Consider the following 19,890-nt stretch of genomic DNA (forward strand, 5'->3'; position numbering starts at 1 on the left):
ACACGCCAGTGTTGCGATGACGACACTTTCGCGGTGCGAGTGTCCTGTTATAAGGATGTCTTGGCGGCTTCGATCCCGCAGACGGGCAAGAGAGGGCTCTGATATGAAATTCAAACTCCTGGCTGGGGCGGCTTTGGCCGCTGTCACCATCGCCACCGGGGCGTCTGCCCGTGAAGTTGGCTGGTACGGCGCGCTTGACCTCGGCTATCACTGGCCGGCGGGCATTGATGCGACGTCGAGCAACAACTCCGCAAACGGCAAGCCCTACAACTGGTCGATCAACCAGGCCGAAGACTGGAGCGGGTTCGCACGTCTCGGCTACCAGGTTTCCAGCAACTGGCGTGTCGAGCTTGAGGGCGGTTACCGGTTCGGCAGCATCGACTCGATCCGCGGCGGCTCCAGCAACGCCATCCTTGGCCTCTGCACGGCCGGCGTGGTCCGGACGGCAGCGGCCCCCAACTGCGGCTCGCCCACCGGCGATCTGCGGGCTCTGACCCTGATGGGCAATGTCATCTATGACATCATGCCGGACTCGGCGCTCAACCCGTTCCTCGGTGTTGGCGTTGGTGTCAACCAGACCCGTGTGGACAGGGTTGTCGGGCAGTTCTCGACCATCACCCCGGTGGGCCCCGCCGCGACCGCGGCGAACCCGGCCATCCAGAACCTCACCATCGATGACGATGATGTGGCGTTCGCCTGGCAGGGTATCGCCGGCGTGGCCTGGGCGATCACCGATCGCCTCGATGCGGATCTGACCTATCGCTATCTGGGCGGTTCGGACCTGACCTTTGCGTCGCGGGGCTCTCATGCCCTTCAGCCCGGCGCATTCGATGGCGCCTATGAGGACCAGTCTCTGACCATCGGCCTGCGGTACTCCTTCGCGCCGCCTCCGCCGCCTCCGCCGCCTCCGCCTCCGCCGCCTCCGCCGCCTCCGCCTCCGCCGCCGCCGCCGCCGCCTCCGCCGCCGCCGGCCTACGAGGCCCGGCAGTTCGTGGTCTACTTCCCGTTTGATCAGTCCATCCTGACGCCGGAAGCCCAGACCATCGTCACGGAAGCCGCTGAGTACGCCAAGGCTGGCAACGCCACCCGCGTGATCGTGGTCGGTCACACCGACTCGTCCGGCTCGCCGGCCTATAACGTCCGCCTCTCCGAACGTCGGGCCAAGGCTGTCGCCGACGCCCTGGTGGGGCAGGGCGTGGGCCAGCAGGTGATGCAGGTCGACTGGAAGGGCGAAACCGAACTCGCAGTCGCCACTGGTGACGGCGTGAAGGAACCCCTGAACCGTCGTTCGACGATCGATATCAACTTCTGATCTCGATCCGGGGCGGAGACGCCTTGAGATATCGGGGCCCGGTCGAAAGACCGGGCCCCTTTTTCGTGCGGGATCGCCTTCGTCTTGAGCGGCCACGTCCCATACGGATTGAGTTCACAGTCTCGTGAATCACTCGCCCGCAGGGCGCTGAAACTCGAGCATGTTCAAGCGTCAAGCCCCGAGTTAACCTGTTGTTAGTAAAAAACTCCGGGGGAGAACCCGCCCGCCCCGTTGACGAGTCGTTAGGGTCATGGCCCCATGATGTTGCGTAGTCGGGCGGGGCGCCCACTAGATATAGACGTTTACTGGGATGGCGCTGGCGGAGGGTTTCCGTTGCGCCGGTGAGGATTGCGGGTGCAGGGCATGAGCGGCGGAGAAGCAGTCAGGCGCAGGATTGAGGCGGTCGCGCAAGGCCAGCCCGAACGTGTGGAGCGTCCCCAGCTGCAGCTGGTGCGGAAGGTCGAGGTGGACCGGTCGCGGGACGCCCTGCTGACCGACTTCGGTAAGACCACCCTGGAAGACCGTTATCTCCTGCCGGGCGAATCCTACCAGGATATGTTCGCGCGCGTGGCTAAGGCTTATGCGGACGATGCCGAACACGCCCAGCGCGTCTACGACTACATTTCCCGCCTCTGGTTCATGCCGGCGACCCCTGTCCTGTCCAATGGCGGCGCCGATCGCGGTTTGCCCATCTCCTGCTTCCTGAACGCCGTGAATGATTCCCTCGACGGGATCCAGGGGGTGTGGAACGAGAATGTCGCCCTCGCCTCGAACGGCGGCGGCATCGGCACCTACTGGGGCGGGGTCCGTTCGATCGGCGAGAAGGTCAAGGGCGCCGGGCAGACCAGCGGAATCATCCCCTTCATCCGGGTGATGGACAGCCTGACCCTCGCCATCAGCCAGGGGTCCCTTCGTCGCGGGTCTGCGGCCGTCTACCTGGACATCCACCACCCGGAGATCGAGGAGTTCCTCGAGATCCGGAAGCCGTCCGGCGACTTCAACCGCAAGTCCCTGAATCTCCACCACGGCATCTCCATCACAGACGAGTTCATGGAGGCTGTCCGGGAGGGTGCGCCGTTTGGCCTTCGCTCTCCCAAGACCGGCGAGGTGTTGCGTGAGGTCGACGCCCGCAGCCTCTGGCAGAAGATCCTGGAGATTCGTCTCCAGACCGGCGAGCCCTATCTGATCTTCTCCGACACGGTGAACCGGTCCATGCCGCAGCATCAGCGCGACCTCGGATTGTCGGTCCGGCAGTCGAACCTCTGCTCGGAGATCATGCTCCACACCGGTATGGATCACCTTGGCAAGGAACGCACTGCGGTCTGCTGCCTGTCTTCGGTGAACGCCGAGACCTTCCTGGAGTGGCGCGACCACCCCACCTTCATCGAGGATGTCATGCGCTTCCTCGACAATGTGCTCGAGGATTTCATCACCCGGGCGCCGTCCAGCATGGCCAACGCCATTTACGCCGCCCGGCGGGAGCGCTCCGTGGGCCTGGGCCTGATGGGCTTCCACTCCTTCCTCCAGAGCCAGAACGTTCCGTTCGAGTCGGCCATGGCCAAGTCCTGGAACATGCGGCTCTTCAAGCACCTGCGCCGTCAGTGCGACGCCGCCTCCAGGGTGCTGGCCGCCGAGCGCGGGCCCTGCCCGGACGCCGCCGAGCGCGGCGTGATGGAGCGCTTCTCGCACAAGCTGGCCATCGCCCCGACGGCTTCGATCTCCATCATCTGCGGCGGGACCAGCGCCGGCATCGAGCCGATCCCGGCCAACATCTACACCCACAAGACCCTCTCGGGCACCTTCGCGGTCCGCAATCCCTACCTGGAGCGCCTTCTGGAGACCCGGGGCCAGAACACCCCGCCGGTCTGGGATTCGATCCTCGAGAACGAGGGTTCGGTCCAGCACCTCGATGTCCTGACCCAGGACGAAAAGGATGTCTTCAAGACCGCCTTCGAGCTGGACCAGCGCTGGGTGATCGAACTGGCGGCGGACCGCACGCCGGACATCTGCCAGTCCCAGTCGGTGAACATCTTCCTGCCGGGCGATGTCGATAAGTGGGATCTCCACATGCTTCACTGGTCGGCCTGGGAGCAGGGGTGCAAATCCCTCTATTATCTGCGCTCGAAGTCGGTGCAGCGCGCGGCTCATGCGGGCGCCGAAGCGGTGGAGAACATCGATATGGTCGACGCCGGCCGCACAGACTACGAGGAATGCCTGGCCTGCCAATAGGCGGGCCGTCCCCAGGCCATTCACAACATGTTGGGTCCGGATGTGAGAGACCCCCTAGATATCGGGGGCGACACATGCCTAGATCGACCCCTGAGTTGAAGTGTTCAATCGCGTTCCCGAGGAGAGCCTGACCGTGCCCGCCAAGTCCGCCCTGCCCGGCCTGCTCACGCCGTCCTACGCCTACAAGCCCTTCCGTTATCCTTGGGCCTACGAGTTCTGGAAGCGCCAGCAGCAGGTCCACTGGATGCCCGAGGAAGTGCCCCTCGGCGAGGACCTCAAGGATTGGGCCGCCAAGCTCAACGACCGCGAGCGGAACCTTCTGACCCAGATCTTCCGCTTCTTCACCCAGTCGGACGTCGAGGTGAACGACAACTACATGGAGCGCTACGCGCGCGTCTTCCGTCCGACTGAGATCAAGATGATGCTGGCCTCGTTCTCCAACATGGAGACGATCCACATCGCCGCCTACGCGCTTCTGCTCGAGACGATCGGCATGCCCGACTCGGAGTTCACGGCCTTCCTGGAGTTCGAGGAACTCAAGGCCAAGCATGACTACATGCAGAAGTTCGGGGTCGACACAGAGGCGGACATCGCGCGCACCCTGGCCATGTTCGGCGCCTTCACCGAGGGGCTCCAGTTGTTCGCCAGCTTCGCCATGCTGATGAACTTCCCGCGGCACAACAAGATGAAGGGCATGGGACAGATCGTGTCCTGGTCGGTGCGCGACGAGAGCCTGCACTGCGAAGGCATCATCAAGCTCTACCACGCCTTCAACCAGGAGACCGGCGCCGTCACACCCGCCGTGGCCGACGACATCGTCGACTGCTGCAAGACGGTGGTCAGCCTCGAGGACAAGTTCATCGACCTGGCCTTCTCCGCCGGCGAGGTCCAGGGCATGACCCCGGACGACATCAAGGCCTACATCCGATTCATCGCCGACTGGCGCCTGCGCCAGCTGGCCCTGCCCGAGGTCTACGGGGTCAAGGAGAACCCGCTGCCCTGGCTTCAGTCGATGATCTCGGGGGTCGAGCACGCCAACTTCTTCGAGGCCCGGTCGACCGAATATTCCAAGGCCGCCACCCGCGGCCAGTGGCACGGCGATTCCGGAGTCTGGACAGAGTTCGACCGCCTCCTCGCCCGCCGTCAGCAGGAACCGGCGGAGTAGCCCTCCGTCCGGCTCTGATCAAGACGCAAGGACAGGCCGCTTTCGTCCCCTTCAGAGGGAGCCGTGGTCAGGGCCTTCGGGCCGCGCCTAACGCCTTCCAGCCATCTCCATCAGGGCCGCCACCCGGTTCGCGGTGGACGGATGGGTGGAGAACAGGTTGTCCACCCCCTCGCCATGCAGCGGGTTGATGATGAACATATGGCTCGTCGCGGGATTGGCTTCGGCCTCGGGGTTGCGCACCCCCTTTGCGTAGGCCTCGATCTTCCGCAGGGCGCTCGCCAGGGCCTCAGGGTCGCCTGACATCTCCGCACCGGCCCGGTCAGCTTCGTACTCCCGGCTGCGGCTGATGGCCATCTGCACCAGGGCGGCGGCCAGGGGCGCCAGGATCATCACCACTATGCCCAGCAGACCGGGTCCGCGGCGCTCGCTGTCGCCCGACAGGCCGCTGAAGGCGGCCAGGTTCGCCAGGGTGGAGATGGCTCCCGCAAGGGTCGCGGTCACCGTCATGGTCAGGGTGTCGCGGTGCATGACATGGGCCAGTTCATGAGCCATGACGCCGCGGATCTCGCGCCGGTCCAGCATCTGCAGAAGACCGCGTGTCGCCGCGACGGCGGCGTTCTCGGGGTTGCGTCCGGTCGCGAAGGCGTTGGGCTGGTCCTGATCGATGATGTAGATTTTCGGGAGCGGCATCTGCGCCCGCGCCGCCAGTTCCTTGACGTCCGCCACATAGGCCCGCACGCGGGCGTCGGGGTGGGACTCGTCCGCAGGCTGGGCCCGGTACATCCTGAGAACAAGCTTGTCCGAGTTCCAGTAGCTGAAGAGGTTCATCGCCACGGCGAGGCCGAGGGCGATCAGCATGCCGTTCAGGCCGGCCATGCTGTAGCCGATCCCCACGAAGATGGCCGAGAGGGCGGCCAGCAGGGTGAAGGTCTTCAGGGTGTTGCGCATGGGTCTCCACCGGTCACTGCGTGTGTCCGGAATATGGGGAGGGCCTGCCGACCTGGGAAGACCGGCGCGGTGCGCCAGCTGGCCGGGACCTTCCCGTCCAGCCCCCTCGAAATCCGGAAGCGGGCGGGCTATCAACAGGCATGAGAAAACTCGACGACGCTGCGCGCATCTGCGATGCGCTGGAGGCCGGATACGACGCTTCCGTCACCGCCCTCCGGACCGCCCTTCAGGCTTTCCTCTCCGACGGCGTCCCGCCGGACCCGGCCCTGCGCGCCAGAGGCGCCTTCGCCTATCCGTCGCTGAGACTCGAGTGGCCGCCGGGCCAGGACTTCCCCCGCCTCGCCCGGGCCTACGCCCGCCTTGGGGCCCCGGGCGTCTATGAGACGACGGTCACCCGGCCCCGTCACTTCCGCGACTTCCTCCAGGAACAGCTTTCCCTTCTGATGTCGGACTTCGATGTCCGGGTCAGCGTGGGCCTGTCCTCCCAGGAGATTCCCTTCGCCTACGTTCTGGATAGCTCGGTCGACCTCGCTCGCGCCGATGCCGGATCTGCCGGGATCGCCCGCCACTTTCCGACCACGGAACTCGCTCACATCGGTGATGAGGTCGCCGACGGATCCTGGGTCTCGGCGCCCGATACGCCGCGTCCGCTCGCCCTGTTCGACGGCCTGAGGACCGACTTCTCCCTCGCCCGGCTGACCCACTACACGGGCACGCCTGCAGAGCATGTCCAGTCCTATGTGCTGTTCACCAACTACCACCGCTATGTGGATGAGTTCGTCCGCTGGTCCTGCGAGCGGCTCCGGAGCGGCGAAGGCTACACCGCCCTCTCCGCCGCCGGCGGGGTGTTGGTGACGCCGCAGACCCCCGATCCGGAGCAGGCCGTGGCCGATGCGCCCTGGCGTCGGCACCAGATGCCGGCCTACCATCTCATGGCTCCGGGCCGGCGGGGGGTGACCCTGGTGAACATCGGCGTCGGGCCCTCCAACGCCAAGACCATCACCGACCATCTCGCCGTCCTGCGTCCCGAGGCCTGGCTGATGATCGGTCACTGCGGCGGGTTGCGCGGCTCCCAGACCATCGGTGACTACGTCCTGGCTCACGCCTATCTGCGCGATGATCACGTCCTTGACGATGTTCTGCCGCCGGAGATCCCCATCCCGCCGATCGCCGAGGTCCAGGTGGCCCTCGGCCGGGCCGCCGAGAGCGTGACGGGCGAAAGCGGCGAGGCCCTCAAGCGGCGCCTGCGCACCGGCACGGTGGTCACCACCGATGACCGCAACTGGGAGCTGCGCTACTCCTCAAGCGCCTTGCGCTTCAACCAGTCGCGGGCCGTGGCCATCGACATGGAGAGCGCCACCATCGCCGCCCAGGGCTATCGCTTCCGCGTGCCCTACGGCACCCTCCTGTGTGTCTCCGACAAGCCCCTGCATGGCGAGATCAAGCTGCCCGGCCAGGCCAACGCCTTCTATGACCGGGCCATCGGCCAGCACCTCCAGATCGGCCTCGCCACGGTCGACCTGCTGCGCCGGGAGGGGGCCGGCCTCCACTCGCGCAAGCTGCGCAGCTTTGACGAGCCGCCCTTCCGCTGATCGCGGGTGCTGACAGGCGCGCCGGCTTCGCCTAATCGTCGCGCGCCGAACAGGGAGGGCGACATGCAGAGCTTTCAGCCGCCGAGGCGCATCCTCATGGGGCCTGGCCCCTCAGACGTCAGCCCCCGGGTCCTCTCGGCCCTGGCCCGGCCGACGGTCGGGCACCTGGACCCCGCCTTCCAGGACCTGATGGAAGAGATCAAGGCCGCCCTGGCCCGGCTCTTCAATGCGCCGGACCACGCCTGCGTGCCTCTGCCTGCGCCCGGGACGGCGGGCATGGAGGGCGCCCTCATGAACCTCCTGGAGCCGGGCGACCGGGCCGTGATCGCCGTCAACGGCGTCTTCGGCGGCCGCATGGTCGACATGGCCGGCCGGGCCGGCGCCGAGGTGATCCGGGTCGACGTTCCCTGGGGCGAGCCGGTTGATGTCGCCGCCGTCGAGGCGGCCCTGGCGCAGGGCCCCGCCAAGGTCCTCGCCTTCGTCCACGCCGAGACCTCCACAGGCGTACGCTCCGACGCCGCCGCCCTCTGCGCCCTCGCCCGCCGTCACGGCGCCCTGTCCATCGTCGACTGTGTCACCTCCCTCGGCGGCGTGCCGGTGGACGCTGCGGGCTGGGACGCCGACGTCCTTTATTCCGGGACCCAGAAGTGCCTCTCGGCCCCTCCGGGCCTCTCCCCTGTGGCCTTCTCGCGCCGCGCCCTCGCCGCCGTCGCCGCCCGCACCACCCCGGTCCGCAACTGGCTGCTCGATGTCAGCCTGCTCATGGCCTACTGGGGCGGGGAGGGCGGCCGCACCTATCATCACACTGCGCCCATAAACGCCCTCTATGGCCTGCATGAGTCCCTGGTCGCCCTCTTCGAGGAGGGTCAGCAGGCGGTCTATGTCCGCCACGCCCGGGTGCATGAGGCCCTGGTCGCCGGGCTGGAGGCCCTCGGCCTCGCCATGCTTGTGGCGCCGGAGCACCGCCTGCCCCAGCTGAACACGGTCCGGGTTCCCGATGGCGTGGATGAGGCGGCCGTGCGGGCGCACATGCTCGCCCGCTGGGATCTGGAGATCGGCGCAGGCCTTGGTCCCCTCAAGGGCCAGGTCTGGCGCATCGGCCTCATGGGCGCCTCGGCCACGCCCTGGCATGTCCGCCTCTGTCTCACCGCCCTGGCGGACGCCCTTGGCGCCCAGGGGCGCGAGGTTGACCCCGCCGCCGCCCGGGCTGCAGCCGACGCCAGGCTGGGCTGACAGGCGACGCGGGCAGGGGCATAGTCAGGTCTCCTGTCCCGCAAGGAGCCGCCCATGTCCGAAGACTGCCGCACCCCAAAGGACGAACCTGAAGGTTCAAGCCTCTCCCGGCGTGATCTTGGCGTCCTCGCAGCCGGCGCCGCGGTCGCCGCCTCGGCGCCGGCCGCCGCCGCCCTCAGAGTCATGGAGATGGACGTCGAGGTCCAGACGCCGGACGGCGACTGCGACGCCGTCTTCGTCCATCCCGTCGGCAGGGCGCCCGCCGGCGGTTGGCCGGCGGTCCTGGTTTGGACCGACCTCATGGGCCTGAGGCCCGTCTTTCGGCAGATGGCCAGCCGCCTCGCCGCCGAGGGCTACGCCGTCCTCGTTCCCAATCCCCACTACCGCAAGGGCCGGGCGCCGATTCCCGCCGGGCCCGTCAACTGGGCCGATCCCGCCGACCGGGCGAAGCTGATGGAGCTCAGGTCCGCCCTCACCCCCGAGGCGACGGCCCGTGACGCCATCGCCTGCTTCGCCTGGCTGGACGGCCAGTCCCTGGTCGATCCCGGCAAGGGCGCCGGCGTCCAGGGCTACTGCATGGGCGGGCCTATGTCCTTCCTCGCCGCCGCCGCCCTCCCGGACCGGGTCGTCGCCGTCGGCTCCTTCCATGGCGGAGGCCTGGTCACCGCGGCGGCGGACAGTCCGCACCGGCTCATCGCCCGCACCCGGGCTGAGTTTCTGGTCGCCATCGCCGAGGACGACGACCAGAAGGAGCCTCAGGCCAAGGAGGCTCTCCGCGCCGCCTTTCGCGCCTCCGGCAGACCCGCGGAGGTCGAGGTTTACGCGGGGGCCCGCCACGGATGGTGCGTTCCGGGATCCGCCGTCTACAATCCCGAGGCCGCCGAACGGGCCTGGTCAGCCCTCCTCGCCCTCTACCGCCGTCGCCTCACCTGACCGGCGGCCGCGCCGGGCGCGGAAGAACCCCTTGAGCAGGTCTGCGGACTCCGCTGCGAGCACGCCGCCCTCGACCTCAGGCCGCCAGTGGCAGGTCGGCTGGTCGAAGACGCGTGCGCCCTGCAGGACGCCGCCGCCCTTGGGATCGTCCGCGCCGAACACCACCCGCCCGATCCGGGCGTGGCTGATCGCCCCGGCGCACATGGGGCAGGGCTCCAGGGTCACGTAGAGGGTCAGGCCGGTCAGCCGGTAGTTTCCCCGTTTCCGGGCCGCCGTCCTCAGGGCGCGGATTTCCGCGTGGGCGGTGGGATCGGACTCGCCGATCGGGGCGTTGCCCGCCGCGGCGACGACTTCGCCGGTCGCGGGATCGACCACGACGGCGCCCACGGGGGTCTCCCCCCGGTCCGCAGCGGCTTGCGCCTCGGCCAGCGCAATGCGCATGTACTCCCGATCATGATCCACGATCCGTTACGAACCCCCGGCCGGGACGAAGGTCAATCCCCGGAAGGGAGCGGTGAGCGCATCGCCAAGGCCCTCGCCCGGGCCGGCGTCGCCTCGCGGCGCGAGGTCGAGCGCCTGATCGCTGAGGGCCGGGTGGCCATCAATGGCCGTACCCTGACCACGCCCGCCGTCCGTATCGACGCCGGGGACATTCTGACCGTGGACGGCGAGGTGGTGGGCGAGCCTGAGCCCGCCCGCCTTTTCCGCTATCACAAGCCCTCGGGCCTGGTGACCTCGCACAAGGATCCCCAGGGCCGTCCCACCGTCTTCCAGGCCCTGCCACAGGGCCTGCCCCGCCTGATCTCGGTCGGCCGCCTTGACCTGACCACCGAGGGCCTTCTCCTTCTGACCAATGACGGTGGCCTTGCGCGGGCCCTTGAGCTTCCCTCCACGGGCCTGGTCCGCCGCTACCGGGCCCGGGCCTTCGGCCGCATCACCCAGGACCGCCTCGACGCCCTCAAGGCGGGTGTCACCGTGGATGGCGTCCGCTACGGCCCCGTCGAGGCGGTGATCGACAAGGCCCGCGACGGCGCCTCCGGCGCCAACCTGTGGATCAGCGTCACCCTTTCCGAGGGCAAGAACCGTGAGGTCCGAAAGGTGCTCGAATCGGTGGGCCTGAAGGTCAACCGGCTGATCCGCCTGGCCTACGGCCCCTTCGCCCTCTCCACCCTGCCGCCGGGCGAGATCGAGGAGGTCGGTCCCCGGGTCATCCGCGAGCTCTTCTCAGACCTCATCGCGCCCGAGGATCTGCCCCGGGGCGACCGGCCCCAGTGGAGCCGCCGTGCGCCCGTCTCCGAGAAGCGCCGGGAGGCGGCGGCGGGGCCGGTCGCCGCTACAGGGGCTCCCGAGGCCCGCGCCCGGCCCGCCTACAAGCCCGGCTGGGCCCGGCCCAAGGCCAAGGCGGCCGGCCCCCGGCCGCCCCGCAAGGGCCCGGCGCGCAAGCCTGACGCCCCCCGGCCCGGCATGACCGACCTGGGCGGCCCTGGCGGCGGAAAGAAGGCGCACGCGGTCAGACCTTCTGGATCTCCACCGGCTGGCGGGCGCCCTCCAGGGCCGCGCGGGCCGAAGCGGTCCGCATCACCTCCAGGAAGGAGCGGCGCTCCTCGGAAAGGCCCTCCGAAAGGGGGCGATCGAGGGCCGCGCGGGTAAGCCGCTTGGCGGCGGCGATGCCTTCGGCCCCGCGACCCTCCCATTCGCGCGCCATCTCCAGCGCCCGGGCCAGGGGATCTGAGGACAGCTCATGCACCAGGCCGATGGCGTGGGCCTCCGTCCCCGTGAAGGTCAGACCGCGCAGGATGATCTCGAGGGCCCTGGACTCGCCCACCACGCGCGGCAGGCGCTGGGTGCCGCCGCCGCCGGGGAAGATGCCGATCCGGGTCTCGGGCAGGCCGATCGAGGCCGCCTCCGGCGTGGCGATGCGAATGTCGCAGGCCAGGGCCAGCTCGAAGCCGCCACCCTGGCAGAGGCCGTTGATGGCCGCCACCACCGGCTTGTCGGCTGCGGCGATGATGTCTGTCATCTCCAGGAACCCGGGCGGCGGCGGCGGGGCTCCGGCGCGTGGCGGCGGTGGAGGCGGGCCGTCCTGCAGGCGGGCGCTCATATCGGCCAGCTCGTCCACGTCGTAGTGGCGGATGAAGACGCCGGGCACGCCTCCCGTCAGGATCAGGCAGCGGACTTCCGGGTCGTCCAGGGCGGCCTTGGCCAGGGCGTACATCTCCCGGGCGCCGGCCGCGGTCATGGTCCCCCAGGGCGGGTTGGCGTAGGTCAGCACGACCGCCGACCCCTTGCGTTCGCGGGTCACCAGGCTCATCAGGTCCTCCCCTGAGGTTTTCTTTTTCGCACCCTAGACCCGACCGAGGCGATCCCGCCATGCGCATTGTTTCCGGCGCCCTGAAGGGCCGAAGCCTCGCCGCGCCGCCGGGCCAGGGGACCCGGCCTACCTCCGACCGCGCCCGGCAGGCCGTCTTCAACATCCTCGAGCACGCCGGCTGGGCGCCGTCCCTCGCCGGCGCGCGGGTCATCGATCTCTTCGCGGGATCGGGCGCCCTGGGCTTCGAGGCCCTTTCCAGGGGGGCGGCCTTCTGCCTCTTCGTGGAAACCGACGCCGCCGCCCGGGGCGCCATCCGCGACAACGCCGAGGCCTTCGCCCTGTTCGGCAAGACCCGCATCCACCGCCGCGACGCCACGGACCTCGGCGTTCGCCCCGGCGCCGACGGCCCCGCCTTCACCCTGGCCTTCCTGGATCCGCCCTATGCCCTGGGCCTGGGCGAGGTCGCCCTGGCCCGCCTTCGCGATGGCGGCTGGCTTGCCCCCGGGGCTCTGGCCGTGCTTGAGACCGGCGCCGGCGAGCCGGCCCCTGAAGTCGCCGGCTACACCCTCCTCGACGCCCGCACCTGGGGCGCCGCAAGGGTCTGGTTCCTGCAGCTGGAGGGCGGGGAGGGATAAACCCCCTTGTGGAGCGCGCCGCGCGAAGGAGGGCTGCGGGGGCGCCGGCGGCCTCTCGAGCGGGTCGCCCGGCCGGGCGCGAGGCTTATGCGCCCGTGGCCTGGCCCAGCAGGTCCAGGAGGGTGGTCCGGACGAGGTCCGGCCTCTCCATGGGCAGGAAGTGGGTGGTCCCCGGGATCACCTCAAGCCGGACCCGGCCGCTGGCGGTGAGGTCGGCCTCGTGGCCGTCGGAACGACAGGTCGAGCCTGTCTCGGCCTTGAGGATGCGGATCGGGACGCCGGCGGCCTCGAAGGACGGCCAGGGGTCATGGCCGTGGCTGGCGAAGTTGGAGGCCTCCCAGGCCGGATTGCAGTTCAGCTCCACCTCCCCCGAGGGCGTGTCGTGGAAGCCGTCCTCCACGTAGTCGGCCAGCATGTCGGGGGTCCAGGCGCGGAAAGCGCCCTTTCCGGAATAGGAAGCGATCACCGCCGCCTTGCTGGGGAAGACCGCACGCCGGCGCAGGGCGCCCTGCAGCAGGGGATTGTCGGTGTTGAGCGGTCGGTTCCCGTTCTGGGCGGCGAAGCCGGGCGGCATGACCACGGGATCGAACAGGGCGATGCCCCGGACCCGGCCGGGGCTCTCGGCCGCGGCCATCAGGCTGACCGTCCCGCCCATGGAATGACCGCCCAGGACGGCGTTCCGGATATCGAGCGCTTCCAGCACCGCCTTCAGGTCAGGTACGAGGTCGTACCAGTTGCGGGCCGGGTCCCCGAGGCGCGGCGGCAGGCCGGACAGGCCATGGCCGCGCTGGTCGACGGCGATGATCCTCAGCCGGTCAGAAAGGGGGCCAAGGATCGAGCGGTAGGTCAGGGCGTTGAAGCCGTTGGCGTGGGAGAAGACGATGTCCACCGGGCGATCCTGGGGGCCCATTTCGATGGCGGTCCCATAGCCCCCGACAGCCGGCAGGTCGAACCGCAGGCGGCGGAAAGCAAAACCCGGAACGGTGCTGGACATGGATGGACGGCCTCCCCTTGCCGCTGTTCTAGCGACTCGGGGCCGCCCGTGCACCCTCAAGGATGCCCCTTGCGACGGGACGGTCGCCGGGACTAGGTCGGCGCATGAGCCCGGGTGACGCGCCGATCGAATGGACCGAGGACGGGAGACCCCGTTCGTCCCTCTACCGCGACGCCTACTTCGGCGCCGATGATGGGCTGGCGGAGTCCCGGGCCGTCTTCCTCCAGGGCTGCGGCCTGCCGGGGGCCTGGGCGGGACGCCGGAGCTTCACCGTCGCCGAGCTGGGTTTCGGGACGGGGCTCAACATCCTCGCCCTGCTGGACCTTTGGCGCAGGGAGGCCCCCCCGGGCGGGCGCCTGCACCTTTTCAGCGTCGAGGCCCACCTGATGCCGCGGGAGGACGCCGCGCGCGCCCTCTCCGCCTGGCCGGAGCTTGCGAGCCTGGCGGCGCCCCTCCTTGCCCAATGGCCCGGAAAGCGCCGGGGCTTTCACCGGATCGACCTGCCGGAGTCGCGCGCGAGCCTGGACCTCGCCCTCATGGAGGCGGGGGAGGCCCTCTCCCGGTGGGGAGGACGGGCGGACGCCTGGTTCCTCGACGGCTTCGCCCCGGCCCTCAATCCCGACATGTGGCGGGACGAGGTCCTCCAGGCGGTGGCCGCACGGTCCGCCCCGGGCGCCCGGGTCGCCACCTTCACCGTCGCCGGACAGGTCCGCCGGGGGTTGGCAGCTGCGGGCTTCGAAGTGAGTCGGGCGCCCGGCCATGGCCGCAAGCGCGAGCGCCTGGAGGCGGTCCTCCCCGGCCAGGTGACGACGCCCGGACTTGCCGGGCCCGCGGCGGTGATCGGCGCCGGGATCGCCGGGGCCGCAGTCCGTCGCGCCCTCCTGGCCCTGGGCGTTGAGGTGGTCCAGTTCGAGGCCGAGGCTCCGGGGGCGGGCGCTTCCGGCAATCCCGCCGGCCTGGTGACGCCGCGCCTGGACGCCGGCCTGGGGCCCGTCGCCCGGCTGGCGGCCCAGGCCTACCTCCGGGCCCTGGACGTCTACGCCGCCCTGCCCCGGGCGGTGATCTCGCGAGGGGTGCTGCAGTTGGCGGCGAGCGAGAGGGACCCGGACCGGTTCGCCCGGATCGCTGCCTCGGACCTTTTTCCGGAAGGGGCGTTGCGACGTCTGGACCCGACCGCCGCCTCGCAACGGCTGGGGGAGCCGACGCACCGGGCAGGCCTGGACCAGCCTGACGCGCTCAGCCTGGACCCCCGCGAGGTCCTCGCCAGCTGGTGTGACGCAGATCTCCGCGGGCGCGTCGAGCGCTTGGAACCCGTGGAGGGCGGTTGGCGCCTGACGACCGCGGCTGGCGAGGCGCAGACCTTCCGGACGGTGATCCTGGCGGCCGGAGCCGAGCTTGCCCGCCTCTGGACAGGGGCGCCCATCCTGCCCGTCCGAGGCCAGGCCAGCTGGATCGCCGACCCTGGCCCGGAAACTCCCTGGGCGGCAGGCTGGGGCGGTTACATCGCCCCCATGGCGGCGGGGTTCCTTTTCGGCGCCACCTTCCGGCGCGGCGAGACCTCCACCGAACTGACAGAGGCGGACCATCAGGCCAATCTTGAGAGTCTCGCCCGGGCCAGGCCGGAACTCGCCGCGGCCCTGGCCGGCGCGCCCCTCGACGGCCGGGCCCGGATCCGCGCGACCACCCGGGATCACCTGCCCCTGGCCGGGGCGGTCCCAGAAGCGCCTGGACTTCTGGTTCTAGGGGGCCTTGGATCCCGCGGACTGACCTGGGCGCCCCTGCTGGGCGAGCATGTCGCCGCCCTGGCGGCTGGGGCGCCTTCCCCGCTCCCTGGCGACCTGGGGGCGCTGGTGGATCCGGCGCGCCGTTCGGCGGCCTGAGGTTCCGGGTGGTCATTTTCCCGCCGCGGTTCCAAGGTCTTGTGGTTCCATCCATCCTGAGGAGTCCTGCGATGTTTCGATCCCTCGCCCTGATCGCTGCGGCCACCCTGGGTCTGTCCGCTGCTGCGCTGGCCCAGACCGAACCCAAGCCCCAGACCGAGAAGACGGACGGCAAGGCCGCGCCGTCAGCCCAGAAGAGCTGTTTCTTCAGCCGCGACGTCCGAGGTTTTGCGGCTCCCGATGACAAGACCCTCTACCTCCGGGTCCGGGCTAAGGACATCTACCGGCTCGACATGAAGGGGCGTTGCCCCGAGCTCGACTGGGAACACAAGATCGCCATCGACAGCCGCGGTTCGTCCTCGATCTGCGGTGCGATCGATGTCACGGTCCTGGTGAAGACTCCCATCGGCGTGTCCCGATGCTCGGTAGAGACGCTGACGCGTCTCACTCCGGAGGAGGTCGCCGCCCTGCCCAAGAAGTCGCGGCCCTGACCTGGACCTTAGGGTGCACGCGCCCGTGCTTTCGCGCGGCGGGGAACACGAATACGCTGGGCGGATAGCTTCCCACCTCACACTGGAGTGCTCGCGTGTCCCTCACCCGGCGGACCCTGGCCAGCCTGATCGCCCTGGCGCCGACCCGGGCCTGGGCGTCGGAGGGCCCCCTCATCGCGGCGGCGTCGGACCTGACAAGCGCCCTTCCCCTCATCGCCGAGCGGTTTCGGCGCGCCGGCGGCGGACCGGTCCGTCTGACCTTCGGGTCCTCCGGCTCCCTGACCCGCCAGATCGAGGCGGGCGCTCCGTTCGAAGTTTTCCTCAGCGCCGAGGCCAGCCTGGCGCGCCGCCTGGTGGCGTCAGGCCGGGCCGAGGGTCCTGGCCGTGTCTATGGGCAGGGCCGGCTGGTGCTTTTCGCCCGGAAGGGGTCGAAGGTGCGCCCTGCCGGCGGGTCCGCTGAGCTGGTCCGGGCGCTGAAGGACGGCCGGATCCGGAGGATGGCCATCGCCAACCCGGACCATGCGCCCTATGGCCGGGCCGCCCGGGAAGCCCTGACGGCCCTCGGGGTCTGGACCCTGGCGGAGCCGCGCCTCGTCCTGGGGGACTCCGCCGCCCAGGCTGCGCGCTTCGCCCTCACAGGCGGCGCCGACGCCGGCCTCCTGCCCCTGTCCCTCGCCCTGGGGCCGGAGCTGGCGCAGACCGGCGCCTACGGCCGGATCGATCCGGCCCTTCACGCCCCCCTGGTCCAGACCGCTGTCGTGCTGCGCGGCGCCAGCCGGGAAGGTCGGGCCTTCTTCGACTTCCTGGCCTCGCCCCCGGCCCGGGCCGTCCTGAGGGACTTCGGCCTGGCCCCTGACGGAGACGCCTGACCCTTGGACTCCGTCGCCTTCGCCCTGTCCTTCAAGCTCAGCCTGTGGACCGCCTGCCTGCTGACTCCGGTCGGCGTGCTGGTCGCCCGGACCCTGGCCTATCAGGTCCGGCGGGGCCGGGCGGTGCTGGAGGGTCTGATCGCCCTGCCCCTGGTCCTGCCCCCCACCGTACTGGGCTTCTACCTCCTGGCGGCCCTGGGCGACGACACGCCCCTGGGTGCGACATGGACCGCCCTCTTCGGCCAGGGTCTGGTCTTCAGCTTCGAGGGCCTGGTGGTCGCCTCCCTGATCGCCAACCTGCCCTTCGCCGTGCAGCCCGCCCTGCGGGCCTTCGAGGGCATAAGGCCCGAACTGAGGGAGGCCGCCTGGGTCAGCGGACTGGGTCCATGGCGGACCTTCTGGACCGTCGAGGCGCCCCTGGCCTGGCCCGGCGTCCTGACCGGCTTCATACTCACCTTCGCCCACACCATGGGCGAGTTTGGCGTCGTCCTGATGATCGGCGGCTCCATTCCGGGCGAGACGCGGACGGCGGCCCTGGCCATCTATGACAAGGTCCAGGCCTTTGACGACACCGGCGCCGGGGTCCTCGCGGCGGCCCTGGTCGCCGTCTCCGTGGTGGCCATCATCGCCGTCCAGGCCCTCGGCTCGCGGCTGGCGCGCCATGACCGCTGACCCTGCCCTCAGCCTGTCCTTCCGCCGCGGCGGACCCGCGGGCGTCGAAGCGGACCTTGAGCTTGCGCCCGGCGAGATCCTCGCCCTGACCGGACCGTCAGGCGCCGGCAAGACCACCCTCCTGCGCGTCGTCGCCGGTCTGATTCGTCCGGGCGAGGGGCGCATCACCTGCGGTGGGGAGATCTGGCTCGACACCGCCGCCAGGATCTTCGTCCCGCCCTTCCGCCGTCGCACGGGCCTGGTCTTCCAGGCCTACGCCCTGCTGCCGCACATGACCGCCCTGCAGAACATCCTGATGGCCATGGGCGACCTACCCCGGGAGCAGCGGCGAGAGGAGGGCCTGCGCCTGATGGCGGCCCTGGGCCTTTCAGGCCTCGAGGACCGCAAGCCGGCCAACCTTTCCGGCGGCCAGCAGCAGAGGGTGGCCATGGCCCGGGCCCTGGCCCGGCGGCCCTCCGTCCTGCTCCTGGACGAGCCCCTGTCGGCAGTGGACAGGCGAACCCGGCGGCGGATCCGGGACGAGTTGGCCGCCCTCCGGCTGACCGGCGGACCGCCTGTGCTGCTGGTCACCCACGACCTGGAAGAGGCCGCCGCCCTGGCGGACCGGATTGCGGTGATGGAGGCTGGCCGCATCCTGCGCTGCGGTCCGGTCGGTGACGTCCTGGCCGACCCACAGATCGTCGAGGTCCTCGACCTCGGCTGAGACCTCAGGCGCCAGGCGCCAGCACGATCTGCGCGGGCCCTTGGGCGAACCGGCCCACCCTCGAGGCGTCGAAGCCCGCCGCCCGCAGGCGGGAGAGAACGTCCTCGGCTACGCCGGGCGCCGCCGCGACCAGCAGGCCGCCGCTGGTCTGGGGATCGCTCAGCAGGTCCCGCCGCCAGGGCTCCAGGACTTCCGCGCCCCGCACGTCGGCGCCGTAGCTGTCCCAGTTGCGCACGCTGGCGCCGGTCCGCACTCCATTCCGGGCCAGGGCCTCCGCGCCGGGCAGGAGCCGCGGGGCGAGGGGATCGATCTGAAGGGTCAGGCCCGCCCCCCGGGCCATCTCCAGCCCATGCCCGAGCAGGCCGAAGCCGGTGACATCGGTCATGGCGTGGACGCCCTCCAGGGCCGCCAGGTCCGGTCCCGGCGTGTTGAGCCGGGTCGCCGAGCCGACCAGGGCGGCGTAGCCCGCCGCGTCCAGCCGGCCCTGCTTGAAGGCGGCGGAAAGCACGCCCACCCCCAGGGCCTTGCCGAGGATCAGCTCGTCCCCCGCCCGGGCGGCGCGGTTGGTCATCACCCGGTCGGGATGCACGAGGCCCAGGGCCACCAGGCCATAGATCGGCTCGACGCTGTCGATGGAGTGACCACCGGCGATGGGGATGCCCGCCTCGGCGCAGATCTCGGACCCGCCAGCCAGGATGCCGCGGATGGTCTCCACCGGCAGGACGTTGATGGGCATGCCCACCATCGCCAGGGCCAGGATGGGCCTGCCGCCCATGGCGTAGACGTCCGAAAGGGCGTTGGCGGCGGCGATGCGCCCGAAGTCCCGGGGATCGTCCACCATGGGCATGAAGAAGTCGGTGGTGGCGATCAGGGCCTGCTCGTCGTTAAGCCGCCAGACAGCCGCATCGTCCGAGGTCTCGGTCCCGACCATCAGGCTGGCGAAGGGGGCGGCCTGCGGGGCTCCGGCGAGGATCTGCTGCAGGACGCCCGGGGCGATCTTGCAGCCGCAGCCGCCTCCGTGGGCCAGGCTGGTCAGTCGCACGGGGCCCTCCGCCGTTCCGCCGGACTCCGCCATGCCCCGTCCCTCCTGTTCAGACCGCGCCGTCGCGGGTGTATACTAGCGGCCCATGACCTGCGTCCCCGATTTCCCGTCGCGCCGACCGGACCGTCCCACATGAGCGGCCCCGAGACCGTCGCCGCCGCCGATGCGGCGACCCGGGCGCGATTCGACATGGTCATCGACGTGCGCAGCCCGGGCGAGTTCGCCGAGGATCACGTGCCGGGCGCGGTCAACCTGCCGGTGCTGGACAATGCCGAGCGCGCGGAAGTCGGGACCCTCTATGTCCAGAAGTCGCGCTTCCTGGCCCGCAAGGTCGGCGGCGCCTATGTGGCGCGCAACATCTCCGGCCACCTTCTGGGCGCCCTGGCGGACCAGCCCGGCGGCTTCCGGCCCCTGGTCTACTGCTGGCGGGGCGGCATGCGCTCGGGCGCCATGGCCCACATCCTCTCGCAGGTGGGCTGGCGCGTGGGCGTGCTGGCCGGCGGCTATCGCACCTACCGGCGGGAGGTGACGACCCGGCTCTACGACTCGCCCCCCGGCTTCCGCGCCGTCGTGCTCGACGGACCGACAGGATCCGGCAAGACGGAGGTCCTGAGGCGCCTGCCCGCCCTGGGGGTCCAGGTCCTGGACCTGGAGGGCCTGGCCGAGCATCGCGGCTCCCTGCTGGGCGCCCTGCCTGGCCAGCCCCAGCCCGCCCAGAAGATGTTCGAGAGTCGCCTCCTTGGCGCCCTGGAAGCCCTCGACCCCGCCCGGCCCGTGGTGATCGAGGCGGAGTCCAGCAAGGTGGGCGAGCGCATGCTGCCCCCCGCCGTCTGGACCGCCATGTCACAGGCCCCCTCGATCCGCTTGGAAGCCGCCCCCGA

Annotated in this window: 18 protein-coding genes and 1 pseudogene; 14 read left to right on the forward strand and 5 right to left on the reverse strand. The window is 70.3% G+C overall.

What is annotated here, in order from left to right; all coding sequences use genetic code 11:
- The first annotated feature begins 103 nt into the window (after nucleotides 1–103).
- The 3 genes from INE98_RS03165 (at nucleotide 104) to INE98_RS03175 (ending at nucleotide 4,706) form a co-directional block, all read left to right on the forward strand.
- Nucleotides 104–1,312 carry an OmpA family protein gene (locus INE98_RS03165; protein ID WP_293536502.1) on the forward strand — a complete coding sequence of 403 codons (1,209 nt, stop codon included), beginning with the start codon at nucleotides 104–106 and terminating at the stop codon, nucleotides 1,310–1,312.
- Between the two features lie 363 nt (nucleotides 1,313–1,675).
- Complete coding sequence (locus INE98_RS03170; RefSeq protein ID WP_293536503.1) at nucleotides 1,676–3,541, forward strand: ribonucleoside-diphosphate reductase subunit alpha; 1,866 nt, start codon at nucleotides 1,676–1,678, stop codon at nucleotides 3,539–3,541.
- A 127-nt stretch (nucleotides 3,542–3,668) separates the two neighbouring features.
- Nucleotides 3,669–4,706, forward strand: coding sequence for a ribonucleotide-diphosphate reductase subunit beta (locus INE98_RS03175; protein WP_293536536.1), 1,038 nt, complete (start codon nucleotides 3,669–3,671; stop codon nucleotides 4,704–4,706).
- Nucleotides 4,707–4,793: 87 nt separating this feature from the next.
- Here INE98_RS03175 and htpX read toward each other — a convergent pair whose 3' ends face one another.
- On the reverse strand, nucleotides 4,794–5,654 hold the full coding sequence (htpX, locus tag INE98_RS03180; protein ID WP_293536505.1) for a zinc metalloprotease HtpX: 861 nt from the start codon (nucleotides 5,652–5,654) through the stop codon (nucleotides 4,794–4,796).
- A 140-nt stretch (nucleotides 5,655–5,794) separates the two neighbouring features.
- Here htpX and INE98_RS03185 point away from each other — a divergent pair, with 140 nt between their 5' ends.
- The 3 genes from INE98_RS03185 (at nucleotide 5,795) to INE98_RS03195 (ending at nucleotide 9,412) form a co-directional block, all read left to right on the forward strand.
- Nucleotides 5,795–7,246, forward strand: a complete 1,452-nt coding sequence (locus tag INE98_RS03185; RefSeq protein ID WP_293536507.1) for an AMP nucleosidase — start codon at nucleotides 5,795–5,797, stop codon at nucleotides 7,244–7,246.
- 63 nt (nucleotides 7,247–7,309) lie between these two features.
- Nucleotides 7,310–8,479, forward strand: a complete 1,170-nt coding sequence (locus INE98_RS03190; RefSeq protein ID WP_293536509.1) for an alanine--glyoxylate aminotransferase family protein — start codon at nucleotides 7,310–7,312, stop codon at nucleotides 8,477–8,479.
- A gap of 54 nt (nucleotides 8,480–8,533) precedes the next feature.
- The gene (locus INE98_RS03195; RefSeq protein ID WP_293536510.1) at nucleotides 8,534–9,412 is read left to right on the forward strand and encodes a dienelactone hydrolase family protein; all 879 of its coding nucleotides are present in this window, start codon (nucleotides 8,534–8,536) and stop codon (nucleotides 9,410–9,412) included.
- On the opposite strand, the gene INE98_RS03200 is transcribed toward INE98_RS03195, so the two are convergent.
- Entirely contained in the window at nucleotides 9,374–9,853 is a 480-nt protein-coding gene (locus INE98_RS03200) for a nucleoside deaminase (RefSeq protein WP_293536537.1), read from the reverse strand. The genes INE98_RS03195 and INE98_RS03200 overlap by 39 nt on opposite strands.
- A gap of 12 nt (nucleotides 9,854–9,865) precedes the next feature.
- Between INE98_RS03200 and INE98_RS03205 the strand changes: the two genes are divergently transcribed.
- Nucleotides 9,866–11,062: a pseudouridine synthase gene (locus tag INE98_RS03205; RefSeq protein WP_293536512.1), complete on the forward strand. Its 1,197-nt coding sequence runs from the start codon at nucleotides 9,866–9,868 to the stop codon at nucleotides 11,060–11,062.
- Here INE98_RS03205 and INE98_RS03210 read toward each other — a convergent pair.
- Nucleotides 11,016–11,723 (reverse strand): annotated as a pseudogene (locus INE98_RS03210) (enoyl-CoA hydratase/isomerase family protein); the annotation flags it as partial. The gene INE98_RS03205 and the pseudogene INE98_RS03210 overlap by 47 nt on opposite strands.
- Before the next feature lie 59 nt (nucleotides 11,724–11,782).
- On the opposite strand from INE98_RS03210, the gene rsmD reads away from it, so the two are divergent.
- Nucleotides 11,783–12,358, forward strand: a complete 576-nt coding sequence (rsmD, locus tag INE98_RS03215) for a 16S rRNA (guanine(966)-N(2))-methyltransferase RsmD (protein WP_293536514.1) — start codon at nucleotides 11,783–11,785, stop codon at nucleotides 12,356–12,358.
- A gap of 85 nt (nucleotides 12,359–12,443) precedes the next feature.
- Here rsmD and INE98_RS03220 read toward each other — a convergent pair whose 3' ends face one another.
- On the reverse strand, nucleotides 12,444–13,352 hold the full coding sequence (locus tag INE98_RS03220; protein WP_293536516.1) for an alpha/beta hydrolase: 909 nt from the start codon (nucleotides 13,350–13,352) through the stop codon (nucleotides 12,444–12,446).
- 104 nt (nucleotides 13,353–13,456) lie between these two features.
- On the opposite strand from INE98_RS03220, the gene mnmC reads away from it, so the two are divergent.
- The 5 genes from mnmC to INE98_RS03245 all read left to right on the forward strand — a co-directional run bounded on the left by mnmC (nucleotide 13,457) and on the right by INE98_RS03245 (nucleotide 17,967).
- A complete protein-coding gene (gene mnmC, locus INE98_RS03225; RefSeq protein WP_293536518.1) occupies nucleotides 13,457–15,232 on the forward strand; it encodes an FAD-dependent 5-carboxymethylaminomethyl-2-thiouridine(34) oxidoreductase MnmC in 1,776 nt (591 codons plus the stop codon).
- Nucleotides 15,233–15,303: 71 nt separating this feature from the next.
- Nucleotides 15,304–15,723, forward strand: coding sequence for a DUF6491 family protein (locus tag INE98_RS03230; RefSeq protein ID WP_293536519.1), 420 nt, complete (start codon nucleotides 15,304–15,306; stop codon nucleotides 15,721–15,723).
- A 95-nt stretch (nucleotides 15,724–15,818) separates the two neighbouring features.
- Nucleotides 15,819–16,592 carry a molybdate ABC transporter substrate-binding protein gene (gene modA, locus INE98_RS03235; protein ID WP_293536521.1) on the forward strand — a complete coding sequence of 258 codons (774 nt, stop codon included), beginning with the start codon at nucleotides 15,819–15,821 and terminating at the stop codon, nucleotides 16,590–16,592.
- Between the two features lie 3 nt (nucleotides 16,593–16,595).
- On the forward strand, nucleotides 16,596–17,264 hold the full coding sequence (gene modB, locus INE98_RS03240; RefSeq protein ID WP_293536523.1) for a molybdate ABC transporter permease subunit: 669 nt from the start codon (nucleotides 16,596–16,598) through the stop codon (nucleotides 17,262–17,264).
- The gene (locus tag INE98_RS03245) at nucleotides 17,254–17,967 is read left to right on the forward strand and encodes an ABC transporter ATP-binding protein (protein ID WP_293536525.1); all 714 of its coding nucleotides are present in this window, start codon (nucleotides 17,254–17,256) and stop codon (nucleotides 17,965–17,967) included. Before modB ends, INE98_RS03245 begins: the two co-directional genes overlap by 11 nt.
- 4 nt (nucleotides 17,968–17,971) lie before the next feature.
- Here the strand turns inward: INE98_RS03245 and selD are convergent, their stop codons facing one another.
- Nucleotides 17,972–19,042: a selenide, water dikinase SelD gene (gene selD, locus INE98_RS03250; RefSeq protein ID WP_293536526.1), complete on the reverse strand. Its 1,071-nt coding sequence runs from the start codon at nucleotides 19,040–19,042 to the stop codon at nucleotides 17,972–17,974.
- Nucleotides 19,043–19,141: 99 nt separating this feature from the next.
- Between selD and mnmH the strand changes: the two genes are divergently transcribed.
- Nucleotides 19,142–19,890 (forward strand): tRNA 2-selenouridine(34) synthase MnmH (gene mnmH / locus INE98_RS03255; protein WP_293536528.1); only part of this gene is annotated, 749 nt, incomplete at its 3' end.

Origin of the sequence: Phenylobacterium sp., assembly GCF_020253645.1 — a bacterium.
Lineage (GTDB): Bacteria > Pseudomonadota > Alphaproteobacteria > Caulobacterales > Caulobacteraceae > Phenylobacterium.